This window comes from Propionivibrio sp. (assembly GCF_029255185.1).
Classification (GTDB): Bacteria; Pseudomonadota; Gammaproteobacteria; order Burkholderiales; family Rhodocyclaceae; genus Propionivibrio.
The window spans coordinates 1-20,252 of record NZ_JAPUVO010000140.1; the positions used below are offsets into that span (position 1 = coordinate 1).

19 protein-coding genes and 1 tRNA gene are annotated in these 20,252 nt (G+C 59.0%); 5 read left to right on the forward strand and 15 right to left on the reverse strand.

All coding sequences use genetic code 11. The annotated features are described in order from the left end of the window. Positions 1 to 53: 53 nt before the first annotated feature. The 3 genes from Q1J43_RS15560 to Q1J43_RS15570 form a co-directional block, all read right to left on the reverse strand. Positions 54 to 2,798, reverse strand: a complete 2,745-nt coding sequence (locus Q1J43_RS15560) for a DUF6701 domain-containing protein (protein WP_301103427.1) — start codon at positions 2,796 to 2,798, stop codon at positions 54 to 56. A 47-nt stretch (positions 2,799 to 2,845) separates the two neighbouring features. Further along, a complete protein-coding gene (locus tag Q1J43_RS15565) occupies positions 2,846 to 4,492 on the reverse strand; it encodes an FAD-binding oxidoreductase (protein ID WP_301103428.1) in 1,647 nt (548 codons plus the stop codon). Positions 4,493 to 4,700: 208 nt separating this feature from the next. Then, the gene (locus Q1J43_RS15570; protein WP_301103429.1) at positions 4,701 to 5,309 is read right to left on the reverse strand and encodes a glutathione S-transferase; all 609 of its coding nucleotides are present in this window, start codon (positions 5,307 to 5,309) and stop codon (positions 4,701 to 4,703) included. A 104-nt stretch (positions 5,310 to 5,413) separates the two neighbouring features. On the opposite strand from Q1J43_RS15570, the gene purB reads away from it, so the two are divergent. The 4 genes from purB (at position 5,414) to Q1J43_RS15590 (ending at position 8,008) form a co-directional block, all read left to right on the forward strand. Continuing rightward, the gene (gene purB, locus Q1J43_RS15575; RefSeq protein ID WP_301103430.1) at positions 5,414 to 6,790 is read left to right on the forward strand and encodes an adenylosuccinate lyase; all 1,377 of its coding nucleotides are present in this window, start codon (positions 5,414 to 5,416) and stop codon (positions 6,788 to 6,790) included. Further along, a complete protein-coding gene (locus Q1J43_RS15580; RefSeq protein ID WP_301103431.1) occupies positions 6,790 to 7,092 on the forward strand; it encodes a hypothetical protein in 303 nt (100 codons plus the stop codon). Before purB ends, Q1J43_RS15580 begins: the two co-directional genes overlap by 1 nt. Beyond that, entirely contained in the window at positions 7,089 to 7,427 is a 339-nt protein-coding gene (locus Q1J43_RS15585) for a DUF2322 family protein (RefSeq protein WP_301103432.1), read from the forward strand. Before Q1J43_RS15580 ends, Q1J43_RS15585 begins: the two co-directional genes overlap by 4 nt. A gap of 119 nt (positions 7,428 to 7,546) precedes the next feature. Further along, positions 7,547 to 8,008, forward strand: a complete 462-nt coding sequence (locus Q1J43_RS15590; protein ID WP_301103433.1) for a cytochrome c — start codon at positions 7,547 to 7,549, stop codon at positions 8,006 to 8,008. Between the two features lie 46 nt (positions 8,009 to 8,054). Here Q1J43_RS15590 and Q1J43_RS15595 read toward each other — a convergent pair whose 3' ends face one another. From Q1J43_RS15595 to queA, 8 genes are all read right to left on the reverse strand, one after another. Further along, positions 8,055 to 8,381 (reverse strand): type II toxin-antitoxin system PemK/MazF family toxin, encoded by a 327-nt coding sequence (locus tag Q1J43_RS15595; RefSeq protein WP_301103434.1) that lies wholly within the window; start codon positions 8,379 to 8,381, stop codon positions 8,055 to 8,057. Next, the gene (locus tag Q1J43_RS15600; protein WP_301103435.1) at positions 8,378 to 8,590 is read right to left on the reverse strand and encodes an antitoxin MazE family protein; all 213 of its coding nucleotides are present in this window, start codon (positions 8,588 to 8,590) and stop codon (positions 8,378 to 8,380) included. Before Q1J43_RS15600 ends, Q1J43_RS15595 begins: the two co-directional genes overlap by 4 nt. Positions 8,591 to 8,686: 96 nt before the next feature. Beyond that, positions 8,687 to 9,379, reverse strand: coding sequence for a cytochrome b/b6 domain-containing protein (locus tag Q1J43_RS15605; RefSeq protein WP_301103436.1), 693 nt, complete (start codon positions 9,377 to 9,379; stop codon positions 8,687 to 8,689). 76 nt (positions 9,380 to 9,455) lie between these two features. Then, positions 9,456 to 10,400 carry a protein translocase subunit SecF gene (gene secF, locus Q1J43_RS15610; RefSeq protein WP_301103437.1) on the reverse strand — a complete coding sequence of 315 codons (945 nt, stop codon included), beginning with the start codon at positions 10,398 to 10,400 and terminating at the stop codon, positions 9,456 to 9,458. 12 nt (positions 10,401 to 10,412) lie between these two features. Beyond that, the gene (gene secD / locus Q1J43_RS15615; RefSeq protein WP_301103438.1) at positions 10,413 to 12,287 is read right to left on the reverse strand and encodes a protein translocase subunit SecD; all 1,875 of its coding nucleotides are present in this window, start codon (positions 12,285 to 12,287) and stop codon (positions 10,413 to 10,415) included. 89 nt (positions 12,288 to 12,376) lie between these two features. Then, positions 12,377 to 12,655: a preprotein translocase subunit YajC gene (yajC, locus tag Q1J43_RS15620; protein ID WP_366141933.1), complete on the reverse strand. Its 279-nt coding sequence runs from the start codon at positions 12,653 to 12,655 to the stop codon at positions 12,377 to 12,379. A 98-nt stretch (positions 12,656 to 12,753) separates the two neighbouring features. Next, entirely contained in the window at positions 12,754 to 13,875 is a 1,122-nt protein-coding gene (gene tgt / locus Q1J43_RS15625) for a tRNA guanosine(34) transglycosylase Tgt (RefSeq protein WP_301103440.1), read from the reverse strand. Continuing rightward, positions 13,865 to 14,917 carry a tRNA preQ1(34) S-adenosylmethionine ribosyltransferase-isomerase QueA gene (queA, locus tag Q1J43_RS15630; protein ID WP_301103441.1) on the reverse strand — a complete coding sequence of 351 codons (1,053 nt, stop codon included), beginning with the start codon at positions 14,915 to 14,917 and terminating at the stop codon, positions 13,865 to 13,867. The genes tgt and queA overlap by 11 nt, the downstream gene beginning before the upstream one ends. Before the next feature lie 87 nt (positions 14,918 to 15,004). Here queA and Q1J43_RS15635 point away from each other — a divergent pair. Continuing rightward, a tRNA-Leu gene (locus Q1J43_RS15635) sits at positions 15,005 to 15,089 on the forward strand. Positions 15,090 to 15,147: 58 nt separating this feature from the next. On the opposite strand, the gene Q1J43_RS15640 is transcribed toward Q1J43_RS15635, so the two are convergent. From Q1J43_RS15640 to prfB, 4 genes are all read right to left on the reverse strand, one after another. Next, positions 15,148 to 16,056, reverse strand: coding sequence for a GGDEF domain-containing protein (locus Q1J43_RS15640; protein ID WP_301103442.1), 909 nt, complete (start codon positions 16,054 to 16,056; stop codon positions 15,148 to 15,150). Positions 16,057 to 16,155: 99 nt separating this feature from the next. Continuing rightward, on the reverse strand, positions 16,156 to 17,427 hold the full coding sequence (locus tag Q1J43_RS15645; protein WP_301103443.1) for an aminotransferase class I/II-fold pyridoxal phosphate-dependent enzyme: 1,272 nt from the start codon (positions 17,425 to 17,427) through the stop codon (positions 16,156 to 16,158). A gap of 130 nt (positions 17,428 to 17,557) precedes the next feature. After that, positions 17,558 to 19,072: a lysine--tRNA ligase gene (gene lysS, locus Q1J43_RS15650; protein ID WP_301103444.1), complete on the reverse strand. Its 1,515-nt coding sequence runs from the start codon at positions 19,070 to 19,072 to the stop codon at positions 17,558 to 17,560. 46 nt (positions 19,073 to 19,118) lie between these two features. Beyond that, positions 19,119 to 20,223 (reverse strand): peptide chain release factor 2 gene (gene prfB, locus Q1J43_RS15655; RefSeq protein WP_301103473.1). Its coding sequence is split into 2 segments (ribosomal slippage): positions 19,119 to 20,141 and positions 20,143 to 20,223, totalling 1,104 coding nucleotides; the frame shifts between segments, so codons are not numbered across the junction. Between the last annotated feature and the right edge of the window lie 29 nt (positions 20,224 to 20,252).

The window sequence follows — 20,252 nt, forward strand, 5'->3', positions numbered from 1 at the left end:
CCCAAGCCGAGCTTGGCCCAACAGCCGGGGTCGTTCTGTGCGGAGGTAATGCCCTAATTCTGCGCCGTGAGGCTAAACGCCGTCGTAAAACCATCCTGGACGAAATAGCTATAGCCACCGCAGGCCGGCGTGGCGGCGCCGGGCGCCAGGGCAAAATGATCGGGGATGAAACGGCCAAAGTAGCTGGTGGCCGAGGTGTTGCCGAATTTGCAGCCGTATTGGCCGCCGACCAGGGCGTTGGAGAAATCATTGGTGCAGTCGCCGGCCGCCGAATCGACGGCGGTAAAGGTGTTGTCATAGACCCCCGTGCTGCCCAGCCGGAAGTAGCCGACCTCGGTGTAGCTGAAGGCGGCGCCGGTGGCGATGCCGGTCGCCGGGTTGGCGCTGGAAAAACTGCCGGACAGTGTGCCGGCCTGCACGGCGCCGCTGTGCGCCGCGAGGGTGCTGGTGTCAATTGCCGGTGTGCCGTTATAGCCGACCACCGCGCTGTCGGCGGTGAGCGTGAAGTTGGCCCCGGTCTTGATGCGCGGCGTCGCGCTGGTGCTCACGCCGGTGGCGTCGGCCGAGGCCGTCGAGGTGACGCTCAAGGCGCTCGGGCGCACTGCGAAATCGTCGCTCGAACAGGCGACGATGTTCGGCGTCTGGTTGGCGTCGGTGACCCGGCAGCGCAGGTCGGCGTAGGCCTTGCTGACCGTCATGCTGGCCGAGGCCTTGCGCCCGGCGTTGGCGGCGCTGAAGGTCAGTGTCTGCGACACCGCCGGATTGACCGCCGCCCGGCTGTCGCAGGCGGTGCCGCCGGAGCCGTCGACCAGTTCGACGGTCACCGATTGGTCGACGCCGGCGGCGTAGCCGGTTTCGACGCTGTTGTCGGCCTTGAGGGCGACGACATCAACGCTGAAGGGGGTGCCGGCGAGCTTGGTGTAAAGGTGGCCAGTGGCCGCCGTGGCGCCCGACTCGACACAGTTGAAGCTGGCCGGCGGGGTGATCACGCCGACGCCGACCGTGATGTTGGGCCCGAACTCCGAGGTATTGCCACTGGCATCGGTCGCGGTGCCAGTGACTTTGTCGCCGACAATGACGGTGCTGGCGATGGTGAAGCTGCCGCTGAAGTTGCCGTTGGCGTCGGTGGTGACGGTGCCCAGATAGGTCTGGCCTTCGCCATGGGCGACGTTTTGTCCGTCGCCAGCGACGATAACGCCATTGTTGTTGCCGTCGTCGCTGGCCAGGTAGACATCGACCAGGACATTGGCAAAGGTGCTCTGGTTGGCGGCGGAGCCTACGTAGCCGGCCACTTGCAGGGTCGAGGCAATGACGCCGACGGTGGTGAAGATGGGGTAGTCGATGCCGTTGTTGGCGGTGGCGCCGAACGCCCCGTCGTTGCCACTTACGCCGTCAGCGCCCAGATCAATGCCCAGGGCACCGTTGTGATGGATCGAATTGCCGCGGATGCTCACCAGCGTGCTGTCGTTCGCGATCTCGATGCCGCGACCGGTGTTCCGGGCGATGACGTTGCCGGCGCCAGTTGCTGTGCCGCCGATCACCATCGGTATGCTTTGATTGTTGAGCGCAATCTCGATGCCCTTGCCATTGGCCAGCGCCGTCGTGCCATCGGCAAGAACGCCGATGTAGTTGCCCTGCACAAGTTCACCAGGCACCCTACCCGCAGAACTTTCCAGGTGAATGCCTGCGGTTGAGTTGCCGGAAATGATGTTGCGTTCTGCCGCGGTTGTTCCGCCAATAATGCCGCCGTAACCAAAGGCAGCAACGCCGATGTTGTTTGGCAACGCAGCGGTCCCGGCAGCGTTGGTACCGATGTAGTTCCCCTGGATCAGCACTGTACGTCCCTGAGCGTAAATGCCGTACCCTGTCGTATTGCCAGAGATGACATTGCGTTCGGAAGCGATGGTCCCGCCGATTCTGGTGGGACCTAGGCCGCCCGCAGAGATGCCATAGAATCCGTTTGGCACCGCTGCGGTCCCTGCCGCATTGGTACCAATATAGTTTCCTATGATAATGGCATTCCAGCTGGTGCTGGTGATTCCAGTCGCTGATGTACCAGACACGACGTTGCCGGGCCCGATGACAGTACCCGATCCCCATTCGTAGATGCCATAGCTAGTTTTTTTTGTAAGTGCGGCGGTCCCGGCAGCGTTGATGCCGATATAGTTGAACGAGATCGTGTTGTTGGAGCCCCTAACGTCTATGCCATAATGCGTAACGCCGATCACATTACGCGAAGCGCTAGTGGCGCCTCCGATCAGATTATTGGATGACGTTATTTCGATCCCATAGTTTTGTCCGAAAATTGAAGTTGTCCCACCCGAAGTCACGCCGATGAAACAGCGCTGAACATTATTGCTTCCATTGGTTCTCAGGGAGATCTGCTTATAAAACCCATTAATGACTAGCCCCTGGACGGTGCTATTGCCGGCGGTGATATCGAGTCCAGTTGCATCAGAGGCCGACGCGCCGCTGATGACCACTTTTGGTGTCGTCAGGGTGTACCCGCTCTGCGTGGTCGCGTCGATGGTGACCGGGTAGGTGATGACCGGCAGCGCTGAGGCGGGCGTGATCGTGCAGATACCGGAGGCGCAGCCAGCACCGACCACGGCGAAGTTGATGATGCTGGTGCCGCTGGCGGCATTCGAATCGATGATCGCCTGGCGCAGCGAGCCGGCGCCGCTGTCCAGCGTGTTGATGACGGTTTGCGTCAGGTCGGCGTAAGCGCCCGGCGCGCCGAAGACGAACACCAGGAGGGCGAGCATTCGAAACCATCGGTTGCGCGTGGCCTTGGGCATGGGATCAACTCCGAAGTGAACGGGCTGTCATGACAATCAGTTTTTCCCTAGAGGTCGACGCCATAGCGGCCCGGAGCAAGGATGTTGTCGGGATCGAGCGCTGCCTTGATCTTTGCATTCAGGCGCTGCATCTCTGGCGCATCCTTGAACAGCTCGCCCCAGCTTTGCAGGCCGGCGCGATATTGCTGGAATTGCCGCTCACGCATGATGGCCAGAAGTTCCTCATAGAGTTGCACGCTGTGCGCCGTTTCGTCGGCGTCTTCCCGATCGTAGATTATGGCCATCAGGCAGATTATCGAGCGCGGATTCATCAGCAGCATCGCGACATAGAAGTCGAAGCCATGCGCGGCGAAACGCAGCTTGCAGGCATCAAGGAATGGCCAGATATGAGTGTTGGAAAAAGGCAGGATGGGGGCGAACCAGATCAGTCCGCAGCGGTCGCGCGCCGGCTGAACGCCCTCTTGCGGTCGCGGGCGGCGGTAGCGGTAGTAGGCGTGTTTGACGAAGTACTCGGTCGGGATACCCTGCAGGATTTTGTGCACGTAAGGTGCGGAGTCGAGCATCGGGAGCGAGGTGCGTGCCCCCAGTTCGATCAGGCGGCGCACAAGAGGGCTTTTCCACGACCAGTCGATGAGCCGTTGCAGGTAGGGCAGCAGCGCGTCCGAAATGAAGATCAGGCGCCCATACGGCGAGAGCGCTTCACGCAGCAAGGAACGCTGGAGTTTGACCTGGCCACGCGTGCCGTAAATGCCGCCAGCACAGCTCCACGGCACAATGCAGTACTTGCGCCGCAAGGCGGCCAGGTCGGCATCGGTCAGCGGCCCGTGCTGTGCGACCTGCTCACTGATGCGTTGCGTCAGGATGGCCATCGAAACAAAATCGTTGATCATGTGCAGCTTGGTGTTGACGATAGCGGTCAGCGCCAAGCGGCGGAAGGCGTCGACCACCTTCGGCAGATGCCGTTCGTCGCTGACCTCAAAGACGAAGGAGTTGTGGGATTCGGGCTGCGGCATTAGCCAGATGCCCGCCTGGGTGACGATACCCAGGTTGGATTGGGTGAACAGTCCCTCCACATACGGCCCGACACCCCATTTGTGCGTATGCCAGGTCTTGAGTCCCTGGGTTGTGCTACCGAGTTGCACCCGTTCGCCGTCGGCGAGAATGACCTCCAGTCCGCACAGATTGCCGAAGTGGTCGCCGTAGGGCGTTTCGCCGATACCGCGTTCGAGGGCATTGCCAATGACGCTGCCCTGACCCGAGCCGTCGGTGCAGTCAATCCACAGCTTGTGGCCCTTGCTGCGCAGATGTGCATTGAGCTGCGTGTAGGTGACACCCGGTTCGATCACCGCGTAGGCGAGTTCCTCATTGACTTCGAGGATGCGATTCATGCGTTCGAGGATCATGACGATCGCGCCGTCGTCGATGGCGAGCGTCGTCCCGTAACCCCAGTTACGCCCCGTGCTCGATGGCCACACGGGAATCCGGTGCCGGGCGGCGATGCGGACGACTGCGGCGACGTCCTCGGCAGAGGCCGGGAAGACCACCGCTGCGCAAAGGCTTTGCCAGGGTATCGTGCACCGCGAGTAGCGGTCCAGATCGTCGGCGCTGGTGCATACGTTTGCGGAACCTAGGGCTGCGCGCAACTCGTTGGCGACTTCGTCATCAATGCGCGGTGTGCCGGGACGTGTTTCCATCACTGATCCTTTCGCGGGGATAAAGCGTCAACTCGCTAGTGGCAAGCTTTCAGTCCTACGTATTGCAGCGTTTGAGTAGGATAGCATAGGCTGTTGGTCAACAACTCGTGTGGCAAGCAGTCGGTTGGACCGGTGGAGCATTCCCGCATCTGGGTCTTGATGTGAAAAGAGCCGCGTTATGCGGCTCTTTGGCGTTGGCTGCGTGATATCAGCCTTGTGGAACAGTGTCGGCAAAGGCTGGACGCTGCATCAGTCTGGCGTATAGGCGTGCGAGGTTGGGGTGCTTTTGGCTCCACTCGATCTCGGGGAAGCGGAAGGCGAGGTAGCCGAGCGCGCAAACGGCGGCGACATCCGCTAGTGAGAAGTGCGTGCCAATGCAGCAGACGTTTTCGCCAAGTTGTTCAGCCATGTAGTCGAGTCCGCGGATGATCTTGCTTTCCTGGCGGGCAATCCAGTCGGGACTTTGCAGTTTGGGCGGACGCTTTTTTTCGAGAAAGGCCAGTGCGGCGGCGTCGCAAATGCCATCAGCAAGGGCCTCCCAGCGCTTGACCTCAGTGCGCTCACGATTCGGCGCGGGCATCAGCTTGTTGTTTGGCGCGACATTGTCGAGGTATTCGCTGATCACCCGCGAATCGAAGAGAACGGTTTCGTCGTCAAGCACCAGCACCGGAATCTTTCCCAGCGGGTTGAGGTTCGGAACAGCCGATTCAGGCGTCCACGGTGAGTCAAGAACAAACTCGTATTCGATTTTCTTTTCGGCCAGAACGATACGCACCTTGCGGACGTAAGGGCTGGTGAGTGATCCGATGAGTTTCATGGCTTCCTGCAGGAGAACAATTTGAGCAGATTATAGCATCGCCGAGGTGATCAATTGACTGGAGATTTTGCCGGACGGGTAAAATAGGCGGCTTACCGCAAAGGATGAGTGCCATGTCTTTCAATACCCTTACCTCGCTTTCGCCGCTTGACGGCCGTTATGCCGCCAAGGTCGATGCCTTGCGCGACCAGTTTTCAGAATTCGGTTTGATTCGCCGTCGCCTGCAAGTCGAGATCGAATGGCTCAAGGCGCTGGCTGCAGAACCGCATTTTGCCGAGATCCCGGCCTTTTCGCCGGCCACCCTGGCGCGGCTTGATCAACTGCTAGTCGACTTTGCTCCGCCCCAGGCGGCTGCGGTCAAGGCCATTGAGGCGGTTACCAATCACGACGTCAAGGCCCTGGAATACTGGATCAAGGAGCAGCTGGCAGATAATGCCGAGGTCATGCGCGTTTCCGAGTTCATCCACTTTGCATGCACTTCCGAGGACATCAACAATCTGGCTCATGCCCTGATGCTAAAGGCGGCCCGCGATGAAACGATGCTTCCGATGCAGGGCCGGGTGGCGGCGCGTCTGCGTGAGCTGGCGCACGAGCATGCCGATCTGCCGATGATGGCGCGTACCCACGGTCAGCCGGCCACCCCGACGACTCTCGGTAAGGAAATGGCCAACGTCGTCTATCGTCTTGAACGGGCCGCTTCGCGCATTGCCGGGGTCAGCCTGCTGGGCAAGATCAATGGCGCGGTGGGCAACTACAACGCCCACCTGGCGGCCTATCCGGGCTACGACTGGGAGAGCTTCGCCCGACGTTTTGTCGAAAGCCTCGGCCTCGAATTTAACCCCTACACCATACAGATCGAGCCGCACGACGCCATGGCCGAGCTTTACGATGCTTTCGCGCGGGCCAATACCATCATGATTGATTTCAATCGTGATGTCTGGGGCTATATCTCGCTGGGGTTTTTCAAGCAGAAGCTGAAGGCTGGCGAGATCGGTTCATCGACCATGCCGCACAAGGTCAATCCGATCGACTTCGAGAACTCCGAGGGCAATCTCGGTCTGGCCAATGCGCTGCTGCGGCATCTCTCCGAGAAGTTGCCGATTTCCCGCTGGCAGCGTGACCTCACCGATTCGACGGTACTGCGCAATATGGGCGTTGCTTTGGGCTACACCCTGCTCGGCTATGACTCGCTGCTGCGTGGTCTGAACAAGCTCGAAGCCAATCCTGAGTGCCTGCGCATGGATCTGGATGCCAACTGGGAGTTACTCGCCGAGCCGATTCAGACGGTGATGCGCCGTTACGGCATTGCCAATCCCTACGAAAAGCTCAAGGAGCTCACTCGCGGCAACCGGGTTTCCAGTGCCGGCATGCAGGAGTTTGTACAGACTCTGGACATCCCACAGGCGGCGAGGAATGAGTTGCTCAAACTGACGCCCTGGGAGTACACCGGCAAGGCGGCTGAACTCGCTAGGCGGATTTGATGGACGAGCTCGTTGACTCCATCTCACGGGTCGTCGTCTGTCCGGGGTGTGAACGTGAAGTTCCCAACGGTTCGATCTATTGCCCGTATTGCTGCGGCGCCGATGGCCGGGACGGGGCAATCAAGCGTGGCGGATTCATTGGTGGCATCTGCGGCCTGATGGTCGGCGGCGTGCTTGCCGCCATCTGGTCTTCGCTTGTTGGCCCGGAGCGCGCTACCTGGGGCGTGACCTTCGGCGTCGCGGTGGCCTGCATGACAACGGGAATGCTGTGGGGAATGCTGCGCAAACGCGGGCAGCAATGAATGGAGTCGATTACGTGTCGCAATTTGCCTTGAATCTGAAGAAGCTGCCGGGAATTTCGCATCTGGCGGCGATCAATCTACTCGATGCCGAGGGCAATGTCATCGCAGCCATTGAAAACAAGCCAGGCAGCCAGGGGTCGCTGTCCGTTTATAACCATCTGGCGCAGACCTACGGGGCGATAAGCCCGGAAGCAGCAAGAAAGGGGCTTGAGCTTTTTGCCGAGCACAGCGTGGATGCGCGCGAGCATCCGGGAAGACATCCGAATATCGACCGGCTGTTGGCCGTGATCGAGGAAAACAGAACCTTGCGAACCAAGCATGTCTTTGCGCTGTGAGCGGTGAAACTTCTTGCTGAAATTATGCCTCTTTGATACAAAAGGCTGACGCTGGTCTGTTACCCTGACCGAAGCTACTGTTTTTCGACTTCCTCATCAACCACAACGGAGAAATAAGCATGAAAAAATTAGTTGCCCTGCTTGTCCTTGCCGGCATTGCCAGCGCCTCGTTTGCCCAGCAGCCCCTCAAACCCGAGGAAATGATCAAAATCCGCAAGTCCGGCTACCGCTTCATGTCGTGGAACATGGGCAAAATCAAGGCTAACCTTGATGGCAACTTCAACAAAGATCAGGTTATTGCCGCCGCCAACGTTGTTGCGGCAACGGCCAACTCGGGTATGGGCGCACTCTTCGGACCAGGAACGGAAAAGGAAGTTGGCGACGAGAAGACACGCGTCAAGCCAGAGTTCTTCATGCCCCAGAATCAGGACAAGCTCAAGGAAGTGGCCACGAACTACATCCGGGAAGCCAACGAGCTAGCCAAGGTTGCCGCGACCGGCGATGTGGCGGCAATCAAGGTGCAATTCGGCAAGACCGGCAGTGCCTGCAAGGGTTGTCACGACGAGTTTCGCAAGGACTGAGGTAAAAAGGCCGCCAGTGGGCGGCCTTTTTACCGGAGTGATGGCGTTATTTTGCTATTCCCAAAAAAACCGCCAAGCAACGTTCGACTTCAAGCATCTGGCCAGCATCGAGACGGCCAAAGCTGTCGCCAATCTTTTCCCTGGCCACAGTCATGCTCTTGTCCACCATGACTTGAGAAGGTTTGCGCAAGGCATTCGTGAGATTTGGTTTTACCGTCACGCGGAACAGTGGCATATCACGCAAGTCGCTGCTTACCGGTAGTATCGTAACCGACGGATGGGCGTCAAAAAAATCGGACTGCATGATCAGTGCTGGCCACGGTTTGCCGTAGTCGCCTTGCAGCGCAATCGTAACCAAGTCGCCACGCTTCATTTCCAGCCCTTGGTATCGGAAGCCGCTTCAATCCAATCCAAAACTTCTCGCTCCTGATCGTCGCTACGCAACGATTCGGATTGGCGATGACATTCTTCTGCGAAAGAAGGGCGACGGGTATCTGGCACCCAAAGCTGAACCGGACGAAGTCCGGCCATGCGGAGCGCTTCCCTGCGCTTGTGAACTCGTTCGCTAACCGATGTAGCCATATCAACCTCCGTTGGTTACATGTAGCAATATAGGCCAACGTTACGTTACATGCAACGACTCGTAGACCGATAGATCCGGATGTCCCGTTATTGTTGTTACCAGGTCGGTGTGGTCTGCGCTGCGGCCGGTGGCGGTGGGGCTGGAAGCCAAGCGCCAGAGCCGACGTAGACGGCGGCCAGAGCGATCAGCAGCGCGACGATGAAGGCGATGGCGCCGCCACCGGTGGCCGATTCGCCTTGCTCTACATCCTTCCAGCCGGTAATCATCGGCTTGACCAGATTGTCCTTCTTGACGTGGGCATAGAATGCGATGGCGCACAGGTGAAGAATAATCAGCGCGATCAAGGCATTGCTGGTGAGTCCGTGGAATCCGCTCAGGCGGTCGGAAAGGTCTTTGCTGATCAGGTCGTAGAGCGGGCCACGGAAGGCGATGTCATCATTGCTAAAGAGGCCAGTGACGAGTTGCAGGGCAATCAGCGTTAACAAACCGAAGACCGAGAAAGCGCCCAGCGGGTTATGGCCGACCCCCTGCCATTGGCCGCGCAGATAAGCGCGAAGCGTGGCTGGTGTCGGAAAAAAACTCGCAAAGCGCGCATGGCTTGAGCCGACCAGGCCCCAGACCAGGCGAAAGACGACCAAACCAAGAATGACCAGGCCGATTCTCCCGTGCCAGTCCATGGCGCCGCCGCCGATATTGCCGGTGATCACGGCGGCACTGACAAAAACGACCAGCAGCCAGTGAAAGAGGCGGGTGGGTAGGTCCCACAACTTGATGCGTTTGATGCTCATGCAATTCTCCCAATATTACGGAAACGGGCGCCGATCTGGCGCCCGTAAAACAGGATTGCCGCCGTGGTGTTCGACCTCAGACGACCGCGCCGTCCTCGTTGGCGCCTGCGATCTGCTTCTTGGCCTTGATGAAGTGTTCACGCGAAACGCCCAGCCACATCACCAGCGGGCTGGCGACGAGAACCGAGGAGTAGATGCCAAAGCAGATGCCGATGGTTAGCGCCAGTGCGAAGTAGTACAGGGTCGCGCCGCCGAACAGCAGCATCGACAGCACCATCAACTGTGTGCAGCCGTGCGTGATGATGGTGCGCGAGATGGTGCTGGTGATGGCGTGGTCAAGCACCTGCGGGGTACTCAGGCCGCGCATTTTCTTGAAGGTTTCACGAACACGGTCGAAGACGACGACCGATTCGTTGACCGAGTAGCCGAGCACGGCCAACACTGCGGCCAGTACGGAGAGCGAAAACTCCCACTGAAAGAAGGCAAAGAAGCCGAGAATGATGACGACGTCGTGAAGGTTGGCGATGATCGCCGAGACCGCGAAGCGCCACTCGAAGCGCAGCGCCAAGTAGATGACGATGCCGACAACGACCAGCAGCAGCGCCAGCGAGCCATTCTCGGCAAGTTCCTTACCGACCTGCGGACCGACGAATTCGACCCGGCGCAGCGTGGCGCCCGGAGCTTCAGTATTGAGTGCTGCCATCACCGCCTCGCCGATTTTTGTCGAGTTAAGTTCGCTCTTGAGCGGGAGGCGAATCATGACGTCATGGCTGGAGCCGAAGTTTTGCACGGCGATATCGGTGTAGCCCGATTTGTCCAGACCCTGACGAATCTGTTCCAGATTGGCCGTCTGGGCGTAATTGACCTCGATCAGCGTGCCGCCGGTGAACTCGACGGAGAGGTGTAATCCGCGACTGAACAGGAAGAACACCGCCAGTAGAAAGGTGATCAGCGAAATGACGTTGAACATCAACGCATGGCGCATGAACGGGATGTCTTTTTTGATGCGAAAAAATTCCATCTTCTTGAGTCCTTATTTGGCTGGAGCCGCTTTGTTGCCCGGCTTCCAGATCTGACCGATGGCCAGTGATTCGAGCTTGCGGCGACGGCCGTAAATGAGGTTGATCAGCGCCCGCGAAACGACCACGGCGGAAAACAGCGAGGTCAGAATGCCCAGACAGTGCACCACGGCGAAGCCGCGTACCGGGCCGGAACCGAAGATCAGCAGCGCAATGCCGGCGATCAGCGTGGTGATGTTCGAGTCGAGAATGGTGTCGAAAGCGCGTTCGTAACCGGTATGGATGGCCGCCTGCGGCGTTGATCCGTTTCGCAGTTCCTCGCGGATGCGTTCGTTGATCAGGACGTTGGCGTCAATCGCCATGCCCAGCGCCAGCGCGATGGCGGCGATGCCCGGCAGGGTCAGCGTGGCCTGTAGCAGCGAGAGCAGGGCAACCAGGAATAGCAGGTTGGAGGCCAGGGCAATCACCGAAATGAATCCGAACAGCATGTAATAAAAAATCATGAAGACGGAAATGGCGGCGAAGCCCCACATCGTCGAATGGAAACCCTTGGTGATGTTTTCTGCACCGAGGCTGGGGCCGATGGTGCGTTCCTCGATGATCTCCATCGGCGCCGCGAGCGATCCGGCACGCAGCAGCAGTGCCGTGTCGTTGGCTTCCATGGTGCTCATGCTGCCGGAAATCTGTACCCGCCCGCCAGCAATTTCGGTGCGGATCACCGGTGCCGTCACGACCTCGCCCTTGCCTTTTTCAATGAGCAGGATGGCCATCCGCTTGCCGACGTTTTCGCGCGTGATTTCCTTGAAGATGCGCGATCCGGCTGAGTCGAGGCTAAGGTGTACCGCCGCTTCCTGAGTCTGATTGTCGAAGCCGGGCTGGGCATCGGTCAGGCGGTCGCCAGTCAATACCACTTGCTTTTTGACCAGCAGAGGGCGACCGCCACGCTCAACGTAAAGCTCGGTGCCAAACGGGACCTGGCCGGTGGTGGCGGCTTCCAGCGCACCGGGGCTGTCGTCGACCATGCGGATTTCCAGCGTTGCCGTGCGGCCCAGAATATCCTTGGCCTTGGCCGTGTCCTGCACACCCGGCAACTGGACCACGATGCGGTCGGCGCCCTGTTGGGCGATTACCGGCTCGGCAACGCCGAGTTCATTGATCCGGTTGTGCAGCGTGCCCATGTTCTGCTTGATGGCGAATTCCTGAATGCGTTTCATCGCCGCTGGCTTAAGTGTGGCGTTAAGCTTCAGATCACTGCCATCGCCCTGGTCGGCGAGCAGCAGATCCGGCTGATTGTCGTCGAGTATGGTGCGTGCCTTGTTGCGCGTGTCTTCATCGCGGAAGCGGATGACGATGCGCTCACCTTCACGGCTGATGCCGCCGTGACGAATATTCTTGTCGCGCATCAGGCTGCGCAGGTCGGCACTGATTGAATCGAGGCGCTTGGTCAGCGCGCCTTTCATGTCCACTTGCAACAGGAAGTGGACGCCACCACGCAGGTCAAGGCCGAGGTACATCGGCAGCGCGCCCATACTGGTCAGCCATTGCGGCGAACTGGAGAGCAGATTGAGGGCGACGACGTACTGCGGGTCGCTGGCATCGGGGTTGAACTGCTTTTCGAGCAGATCCTTGGCCTTCAACTGAGTGTCGGTGTCATTGAGGCGAACCTTGACGCCATTGGTATCGAGGAAGGTTCCGCTGCTTTCGACGTTTGCCTGCTTGAGCGTCGCCACTACACGTTCGAGTGTTTTGGCGTCGACCTTGAGCGTAGCCTTGGCGCTGGACACCTGGACGGCAGGAGACTCGCCAAAGAAATTCGGCAGGGTATAGATGAAGCCGAACAGCAGTGCGAAGGCGACGATAAGGTATTTCCAGAGCGGATAGCGGTTCATGTGGGCAGTGAGGAGTGAAGAGTAAGTGCTGCGGCGTAGGACGTGACGGAGTGGAGCACTTTACGCCTCACTTCCGCCCCCCTGTCTTCTTACAGATTTTTGAGCGTGCCTTTGGGCAGAACTAAGGTGATTGCGCCCTTCTGCATCTGGATCTCGACATTGTCAGCAATGGCGATCGAAACGAAGTCATCGCCGACCTTGGTGATGCGGCCAGCCAGACCACCCTGGGTGACGACTTCGTCGCCCTTGCCGAGGGCGCCGAGCAGTGTTTTGTGTTCCTTGGCTTTTTTCATCTGTGGGCGAACCATCAGAAAATAAAGCACAGCGAACATCAGAATGATCGGCAGGAACTGCGTGACGCTATCCATTGGTCCGGCGGCGGCAGCCGCAGTTTGAGCGTAGGCGTTACTGATCAGCACATTAGTCTCCTGGGGGAAAAACAAAAAAACGATAGAAAATGAGCCGCCTATTGTATCACCCTGGTCTGCTGGTTGCGCCCGGCATGGAATAGGGCGACTGTCTGCGCTAGTTTGCCATCAGCAATCGCCGTACGCAGTTCAGCCATCAGCACCTGGTAATAGTGCAGGTTGTGCAGGGTGTTGAGTTGGGCGCCGAGAATCTCGCCGATGCGGTGCAGGTGGTGCAGATAGGCACGCGAGAAGTTGCGGCAGGTGTAGCACGCGCAGCCTTCATCGAGTGGGCGCAGGTCATTCTTGTGCTGGGCGTTCTTGATCTTGATGTCGCCGTAGCGCGTGAACAGGTGGCCGTTGCGCGCATTGCGCGTCGGCATCACGCAGTCGAACATGTCGATACCAGCCTGCACGGCATTGACCAGGTCTTCCGGCGTGCCGACGCCCATCAGGTAACGTGGCTTATGTTGTGGCAGGCATGGCGCGGTATGGGCGAGGATGCGCGACATTTCCGCCTTGGGTTCACCGACCGAGAGGCCGCCAATGGCGAAGCCGTCGAAGTCGATGTCGGCGAGGCCGGCCAGCGACTCGTCGCGCAGTTCTTCGTACATGCCGCCCTGGACGATGCCGAAGAGGGCGTTGGCATTGTCCAGTCGATTGTGTTCATTGCGCGAACGCTGCGCCCAGCGCAGCGAAAGGCGCATCGACTGGGCGGCTTCGTCAAAGCTAGCTGGGTAGGGCGTGCACTCGTCGAAAATCATGACGATGTCCGAGTCAAGCACATGCTGGATGCGCATCGACTCCTCGGGCGTCAGGAACAACTTGTCGCCGTTGATCGGTGATGAAAATCTGACGCCTTCCTCGGAAATCTTGCGCAGCGCACCCAGCGAAAAAACCTGAAAGCCGCCCGAATCAGTGAGCAGGGGCGCATTCCAGCCCATGAAGCGGTGCAGGCCGCCATGCGCGGCGATGACTTCCAGGCCGGGGCGCAGCCACAAATGGAAGGTGTTGCCGAGGCAGATCTGCGCGCCGATCGCGGTCAGGTCGCGCGGCATCATGGCCTTGACCGTGCCATAGGTGCCGACCGGCATGAAGACCGGCGTTTCAACGACGCCGTGGGCGAGTGCAAGTCGGCCACGGCGGGCGGCGCCGTCGGTGGCGAGCAGTTCAAATTTCATTGTCATATCTTTCAAGAAGCATGGCGTCGCCGTAACTGAAGAAGCGGTAGCGCCGCGCAACCGCGTGAAGGTAGGCTGCGCGTATCCTGTCCGTTCCGGCAAAGGCGCAGACGAGCATAAGCAGCGTCGACTTGGGCAGGTGAAAATTGGTGATCAGGCGGTCGACGACGCTAAATTGGTAACCCGGCGTGATGAAAATGTCGGTTTCGGCGGCTCCTGCACGAAGTTCCCCGCTCTGAGCCGCCGCTTCGAGCGCGCGCAGGCTGGTGGTGCCGACAGCGATGACGCGGCCGCCACCGGCCCGGGTGCGCGCGATGGCCTCTACCGTCGCTTGCGGAATGGCGAAGTGCTCGCTATGCATGCGGTGCGCAGAGAGATCGTGCACGCGTACCGGCTGGAAGGTGCCAGCGCCGACGTGCAGTGTCAGCCAGGCGAGTTCGGCGCCGCGCTCGCCAAGTTTCGCCAGCATGGCTGCGTCGAAATGCAGGCCGGCCGTTGGCGCTGCGACGGCGCCACTATGGCGGGCGAATACCGTCTGATAGCGTGTTTCATCGTCACTTTCAGCGCCGTGCGTGATGTAGGGTGGCAGCGGCAAGCGGCCGTTCTGCTCGATCAGCATGTAGAGGTCGCCAGGGCCGACCAGTTCGAGAGCGAAGAATTCGGACTGTTCTCCGCTGCGGCCAGTCACCGTCAGGGCAAAGGTGTTTTCAATGATGATCCGGCTGCCGGGTTTGGGTGACTTGCTGGCGCGAATTTGCGCCACGGCATGACCCGCGTCAATGATGCGCTCGATCATCACCTCGACCTTGCCGCCACTGTCTTTTTGCCCGTACAGGCGGGCCCTGATCACCCGGGTGTCGTTGAAAACCAGCAAATCGCCGGGCGCTATGAGTTGCGGCAGGTCGACAAATTGCCTGTCGCGCAGCACTCCCCGGTCAAGATGTTCAAGATGCAATAGACGGCTGGCCGTGCGCTCGCTGGCCGGGTGCTGGGCGATCAATTCGGGCGGCAGATCGAAATCAAAATCGTCGAGAGTGAGCATGTGAAAAATTGTCGGCAGAGTGGCTTGTCGGTTAGGGTCGAATCGAGGATAATTCGGCCTCCTTCAGTTCGTCTCGTGCGAACCTTGGCCCCGATGGCGGAATCGGTAGACGCACGGGATTCAAAATCCCGCGCCGCAAGGCGTCCCAGTTCGACTCTGGGTCGGGGCACCAAAGATTACTTGTCTGATAGAGTTGGTTGATAAGGCCAGCAGCAGTTCACTAGAACCGGCTAAAGAATATCTGGATCCAGGCAGAAACGATTGCGCCCCGCTTCACGTGCGTTGATGAGCAGGGATTTGCTGCGTTCCAGAATCGCCGTCGAATTCTCTCCAGAGTATTCGGTGATGCCCCCGCTGACCGTTACAAACAGCCTGTCGTCGGTGACGGCCTGCAACTCGATAAGCGAGCGAAGGCGCTCCATCCCGATGATGGCGTCATTAAGTCGGACATTCGGTAAAATCAGCAGAAATTCATCGTTGCCGATGCGGCCGACCATATCCATCTCGCGCACACTTTCGCGCAGTAGCTTGCCAATGCCGGCAAGTACCAACTCGCCTTTTTCCTGACCATGCTTTTGGCATAGTGACTGGAAAAAATCGACGTCAAGTTGTGCGACTGTGAACGGGGTGCCATAACGTTGTGCGCGGTGTATTTCGTTTTCGAGCAGTTGCGTGATGAAGCGATGGTTGAAGGCGCCTGTCAGGGGGTCATGCGTTGTCAAATCGCCGATTTCACGTTGCAGGTCTTTCAGACGGGTCAGGTCGTCGAGTGTCAGGAGAACACGGCGAACGCTCCCATTTTCCGAGAACACAGGCAGTGCATTGACGCTGAGCCAGGTGGTGTGGGCCTGCTCGTTGGTCAAGGCCATAATGCAGTCAAAAACCGGTTGTGACGTGCGCAGCGCCAGGGTGAGCGGCAGGTCGTCATTGACCATGGTCTGGCCGCTTTCGTTCAACCAGTTGGGCGTGGCCCCTCCGAGCAGCTTGCCGGCCATATTGTTGTTCAGGAAAGGCGAAGCGTCGGAGGAAAAGACCATCAAACCGACGCCCAGACTGTCGAGCAATCCCGCGTAGCGTCTGATTTCATCGTCCTCAGCACAGGCGTTGGGCAAAGGCGAATAGCTGTTGGCAGAATTCATTCTGGGGCTATGGCTAAGCGAATTTCCGAATCGTAGCGCAAAGAAGGCGATGATCAGGCATAAACCTGACAATAGGTTTGAATGAGCAGACGAACGGGATCATGTGGCGGCCAGTGCCTGATCGAGATCGGCCAGTAGATCGTCGATGTGCTCAATACCGATCGATAGGCGGATCATGTCTTCCGAGACGCCAGCCTTGGCCATTTCGTTCGCCCCGAGCTGGCGGTGAGTGGTTGTCGCCGGGTGACAGGCCAGAGATTTATTGTCGCCGATGTTCACCAGGCGGGTGAATAGTTGCAGTGCATCCTGGAAGCGGCCGCCGCCCTGACTTCCTCCTTTGACGCCGAAGGTGAGAATGCCGGAAGCGCGGCCACTCATGTATTTTTGCACCAGGGCATGATCCTTGTGTTCGGGCAGACCGGCGTAATTGACCCACGTCACTCTGGTGTGGCCTTTGAGGAATTCGGCAACTTTCTGCGCATTTTCGCAGATGCGGTCCATGCGCAGGGGCAGTGTCTCCAGGCCCTGCAGGATGAGAAAGGCATTGAACGGTGACAGGGCGGCGCCCATGTTGCGCAGGGGGACGACGCGCGCACGTCCGATAAAGGCGGCAGCGCCAAGTGCTTCGGTATAGATGACGCCGTGGTAGGAGACGTCCGGTTCGTTGAGGCGCTTGAACTTCGCCTTGTGCTCGGCCCACGGGAATTTCCCGCTATCGACGATGATGCCGCCGATCGAGTTGCCGTGACCGCCAATGTATTTGGTCAGCGCATGCACCACGATGTCGGCGCCATGTTCGAAGGGGCGGCACAGGTAGGGTGAGGGTACGGTGTTGTCGACGATCAGAGGCACGCCATGGCGGTGGGCAATTTCGGCGAGTTGTTCGAAGTCGGTGACGTTGCCTAGCGGATTGCCGACCGACTCGCAAAAGATGGCCTTGGTCCGGGCGTCGATCAGCGTTTCGAAGGATGCCGGCTGGCTGTAATCGGCAAAACGCACCTCGATGCCGTACTGCGGCAGGGTATGGGCAAAGAGGTTGTAGCTGCCGCCATAGAGCGTTGACGCAGAGACGATGTTGTCGCCAGCTTCGGCGATAGTCATGATGGCGTAGGTGATGGCGGCCATGCCGGAGGCCAGCGCCAGTCCGGCAATCCCACCTTCCAGCGCGGCGACGCGCTTCTCGAGCACGTCCTGCGTCGGATTCATGATGCGCGTATAGATGTTGCCCGGGACCTTGAGATCGAAAAGATCAGCGCCGTGCTGCGTACTGTCGAAGGCGTACGAAGTGGTCTGGTAAATCGGGACGGCGACCGCCTTGGTCGTCGGTTCTGGGCTGTAGCCGGCGTGTACGGCGAGGGTCTCGAGTTTCATGGTGTCTCCAGAGGCGGTGTTGGATGTGACAGTCGAATACTAGCACTTGCGCTTCTTCGCGACGCAGCCTGCGCTGCGTCACTCAGGGCGCACCCCAAGAGTACTTCTTCGTAAGGTAGCGTTCGCTACCTTACTCAGGGCGCATCTGTGGGAAAAGGATTACGTCGCGGATGTTGGCTGAATCGGTGAGCAGCATGACCAGGCGGTCGATGCCGATGCCGCAGCCGCCGGTCGGCGGGAGGCCGTATTCGAGAGCGCGGATGTAGTCGGCGTCGTAGAACATTGCTTCTTCGTCGCCAGCGTCCTTGGCCTTGGCTTGCTGCATGAAACGCGCCGCCTGGTCTTCCGGGTCATTAAGCTCGGAGAAGGCGTTGGCAATCTCGCGACCGACGATGAACAGTTCGAAGCGTTCGGTGATCTCCGGATTACTGTCGCTGCTGCGCGCCAATGGGCTGATTTCGGCCGGATAGTCGATGATGAAGGTCGGATCCCACAGATCGGCTTCAGTCGTTTCTTCAAACATCAATAGTTGCAGCGTGCCCAGCCCCATGTCATTCTTGACCTCAACCTTCATCGCTGTGAGTTTTTGCCTGAGCCACTGGCCATCATTCAATTGTTCGAGCGTGTATTGAGGGCGGTATTTGTGGATCGCTTCGACCATCGTTAGCCGGTCAAAAGGCTTGGACAGGTCGAGCGTGCGTCCCTGATACGCAAAGACTTCAGTGCCCAGTGCGTCGCGTGCCGCGTGGCGCAGCAGGCCTTCGGTGAAATCCATCAACTTGCGGTATTCGGTATAGGCCTCGTAGAACTCCATCATGGTGAACTCGGGGTTGTGTCGTGGACTCATTCCCTCATTGCGGAAATTGCGGTTCATTTCGAAGACTTTTTCGAAGCCGCCAACAACCAGTTTTTTCAGATAGAGCTCCGGCGCGATGCGCAGGAACAGTTCCATGTCAAGTGCATTGTGATGCGTCTTGAACGGGCGGGCCGAGGCGCCGCCGGGGATCGGGTGCATCATCGGCGTTTCGACTTCGAGGAAGCCGTGGTCGGTCATGTAGTTGCGGATCGACTGCACGATGCGGCTGCGCGCGACAAACGTGAACCGCGACTGCTCGCTCATGATCAGGTCGAGGTAGCGCATGCGGTACTTCTGTTCTTGATCGGTGAGGCCGTGGAATTTTTCAGGCAGCGGGCGCAGCGACTTGGAGAGCAGCAGGATTTCCGAACACTGGACGGTCAGTTCTCCGGTTTTGGTGCGGAACAGGGTGCCGACTGCGCCAATGATGTCGCCGATATCCCAGCGCTTGAAGGTGGCGTAGCTCTCTTCGCCAACCTTGTCGCGGGCAACGTAGAGCTGGATGCGGCCGGAGAGGTCGGCGATCGAGATGAAGGAGGCCTTGCCCATGACGCGCTTGAGCATGATACGGCCGGCAATCTTGACCTCGACCGGCGCCGCTTCGAGTTCTTCGCCGGGCTTGGCGGCGTAAACCTCGGCGATCTTGCCGGCAGTGTTTTCGCGGGAAAAATCGTTCGGGTAGGCCTTGCCGGTAGCGCGCCATTCAGCGAGTTTGACCCGGCGCTCGGCGATGATGTGGTTTTCGTCCTGCGCAGCGGGGGCGGGCGTCGCGTTGCTTGGTTCGGACATAGTGTGTCTCGCAATCAATGTTTGAAGTGAGGGGAAGGCGCCGGACTCAGACGCCCTGTTTCAAGCTGGCTTCGATGAACTGGTCGAGATCGCCGTCGAGCACGCTCTGGGTGTGGCCGACTTCGACGTTGGTGCGTAGATCCTTGATGCGCGACTGGTCGAGCACGTAGGAGCGTATCTGGTGACCCCAGCCGATGTCGGTCTTCGAATCTTCGAGTTTCTGTTGTTCGGCTTGGCGCTTGCGAATCTCGGCTTCGTACATGCGCGATTTGAGCATGGCCATCGCCTCGGCGCGGTTGCGGTGTTGCGAGCGGTCGTTCTGGCACTGCACGACGATTCCCGTCGGGATGTGCGTGATACGCACCGCCGAGTCGGTCTTGTTGATGTGCTGACCGCCGGCTCCCGAGGCGCGGTAGGTGTCGACGCGCAGATCGGCCGGGTTGATGTCGATTTCGAACGAATCGTCGATTTCCGGGTAGACGAAGATCGAGCAGAAGCTGGTATGGCGACGAGCGTTGGAGTCGAACGGCGATTTACGGACCAAGCGATGAATGCCGGTTTCCGAACGCAGCATGCCGAAACAGTAGTCGCCGGTCAGCTTGATTGTCGCCGTTTTGATGCCAGCGACATCGCCCTCGGATTCTTCCATCACGTCGACGGTGTAGCCCTTGCGCTCGCCGTATTTGATGTACATGCGCAGCAGCATCGACGCCCAGTCCTGGGCTTCGGTACCACCGGCGCCGGACTGGATGTCGATGAAACAGTTGAGCGGGTCGGCCGGGTTGTTGAACATGCGGCGGAATTCGAGCGTCGCAATCCGCTTCTCGATGTCGTCGACGTCGCTGGCCACGGCATTTAGCGTGTCATCATCGCCCTCCTCGCGCGCCATGGTAAACAACTCGTCAGCGTCTTTGAGGCCGTCGCTGACCTGGTCAATGGTCAATACGACGTTTTCGAGCGATTTCTTTTCTTTGGAAAGTTCTTGCGCACGGTCTGTGTTATCCCAGACCTTCGGGTCTTCAAGCTCGCGTGATACGGCGCCTAGCTGATCGAATTTCTGATCGTAGTCAAAGATACCTCCGCAACTCGGTGGCGCGTTGGGCGAGATCCACGAGTCGGTTGGCGATGATATTGAGCTGTTCGGCTTCCATGATTGTTCTGAGCACTGAAATAAACTGTG

Bases quoted from the DNA above. Each gene is read 5' to 3' on its own strand.
- purB (WP_301103430.1), top strand. From the start codon at position 5,414: ATGAGTGCCATGTCTTTCAATACCCTTACCTCGCTTTCGCCGCTTGAC.
- tgt (WP_301103440.1), bottom strand. From the start codon at position 13,875: ATGAAATTTGAACTGCTCGCCACCGACGGCGCCGCCCGCCGTGGCCGA.
- Q1J43_RS15580 (WP_301103431.1), top strand. From the start codon at position 6,790: ATGGACGAGCTCGTTGACTCCATCTCACGGGTCGTCGTCTGTCCGGGG.
- Q1J43_RS15570 (WP_301103429.1), bottom strand. From the start codon at position 5,309: ATGAAACTCATCGGATCACTCACCAGCCCTTACGTCCGCAAGGTGCGT.
- Q1J43_RS15585 (WP_301103432.1), top strand. From the start codon at position 7,089: ATGAATGGAGTCGATTACGTGTCGCAATTTGCCTTGAATCTGAAGAAG.
- Q1J43_RS15590 (WP_301103433.1), top strand. From the start codon at position 7,547: ATGAAAAAATTAGTTGCCCTGCTTGTCCTTGCCGGCATTGCCAGCGCC.
- Q1J43_RS15560 (WP_301103427.1), bottom strand. From the start codon at position 2,798: ATGCCCAAGGCCACGCGCAACCGATGGTTTCGAATGCTCGCCCTCCTG.
- Q1J43_RS15645 (WP_301103443.1), bottom strand. From the start codon at position 17,427: ATGAAACTCGAGACCCTCGCCGTACACGCCGGCTACAGCCCAGAACCG.
- Q1J43_RS15640 (WP_301103442.1), bottom strand. From the start codon at position 16,056: ATGAATTCTGCCAACAGCTATTCGCCTTTGCCCAACGCCTGTGCTGAG.
- secD (WP_301103438.1), bottom strand. From the start codon at position 12,287: ATGAACCGCTATCCGCTCTGGAAATACCTTATCGTCGCCTTCGCACTG.
- yajC (WP_366141933.1), bottom strand. From the start codon at position 12,655: ATGGATAGCGTCACGCAGTTCCTGCCGATCATTCTGATGTTCGCTGTG.
- Q1J43_RS15595 (WP_301103434.1), bottom strand. From the start codon at position 8,381: ATGAAGCGTGGCGACTTGGTTACGATTGCGCTGCAAGGCGACTACGGC.
- queA (WP_301103441.1), bottom strand. From the start codon at position 14,917: ATGCTCACTCTCGACGATTTTGATTTCGATCTGCCGCCCGAATTGATC.
- Q1J43_RS15565 (WP_301103428.1), bottom strand. From the start codon at position 4,492: ATGGAAACACGTCCCGGCACACCGCGCATTGATGACGAAGTCGCCAAC.
- Q1J43_RS15600 (WP_301103435.1), bottom strand. From the start codon at position 8,590: ATGGCTACATCGGTTAGCGAACGAGTTCACAAGCGCAGGGAAGCGCTC.
- secF (WP_301103437.1), bottom strand. From the start codon at position 10,400: ATGGAATTTTTTCGCATCAAAAAAGACATCCCGTTCATGCGCCATGCG.
- Q1J43_RS15605 (WP_301103436.1), bottom strand. From the start codon at position 9,379: ATGAGCATCAAACGCATCAAGTTGTGGGACCTACCCACCCGCCTCTTT.
- lysS (WP_301103444.1), bottom strand. From the start codon at position 19,072: ATGTCCGAACCAAGCAACGCGACGCCCGCCCCCGCTGCGCAGGACGAA.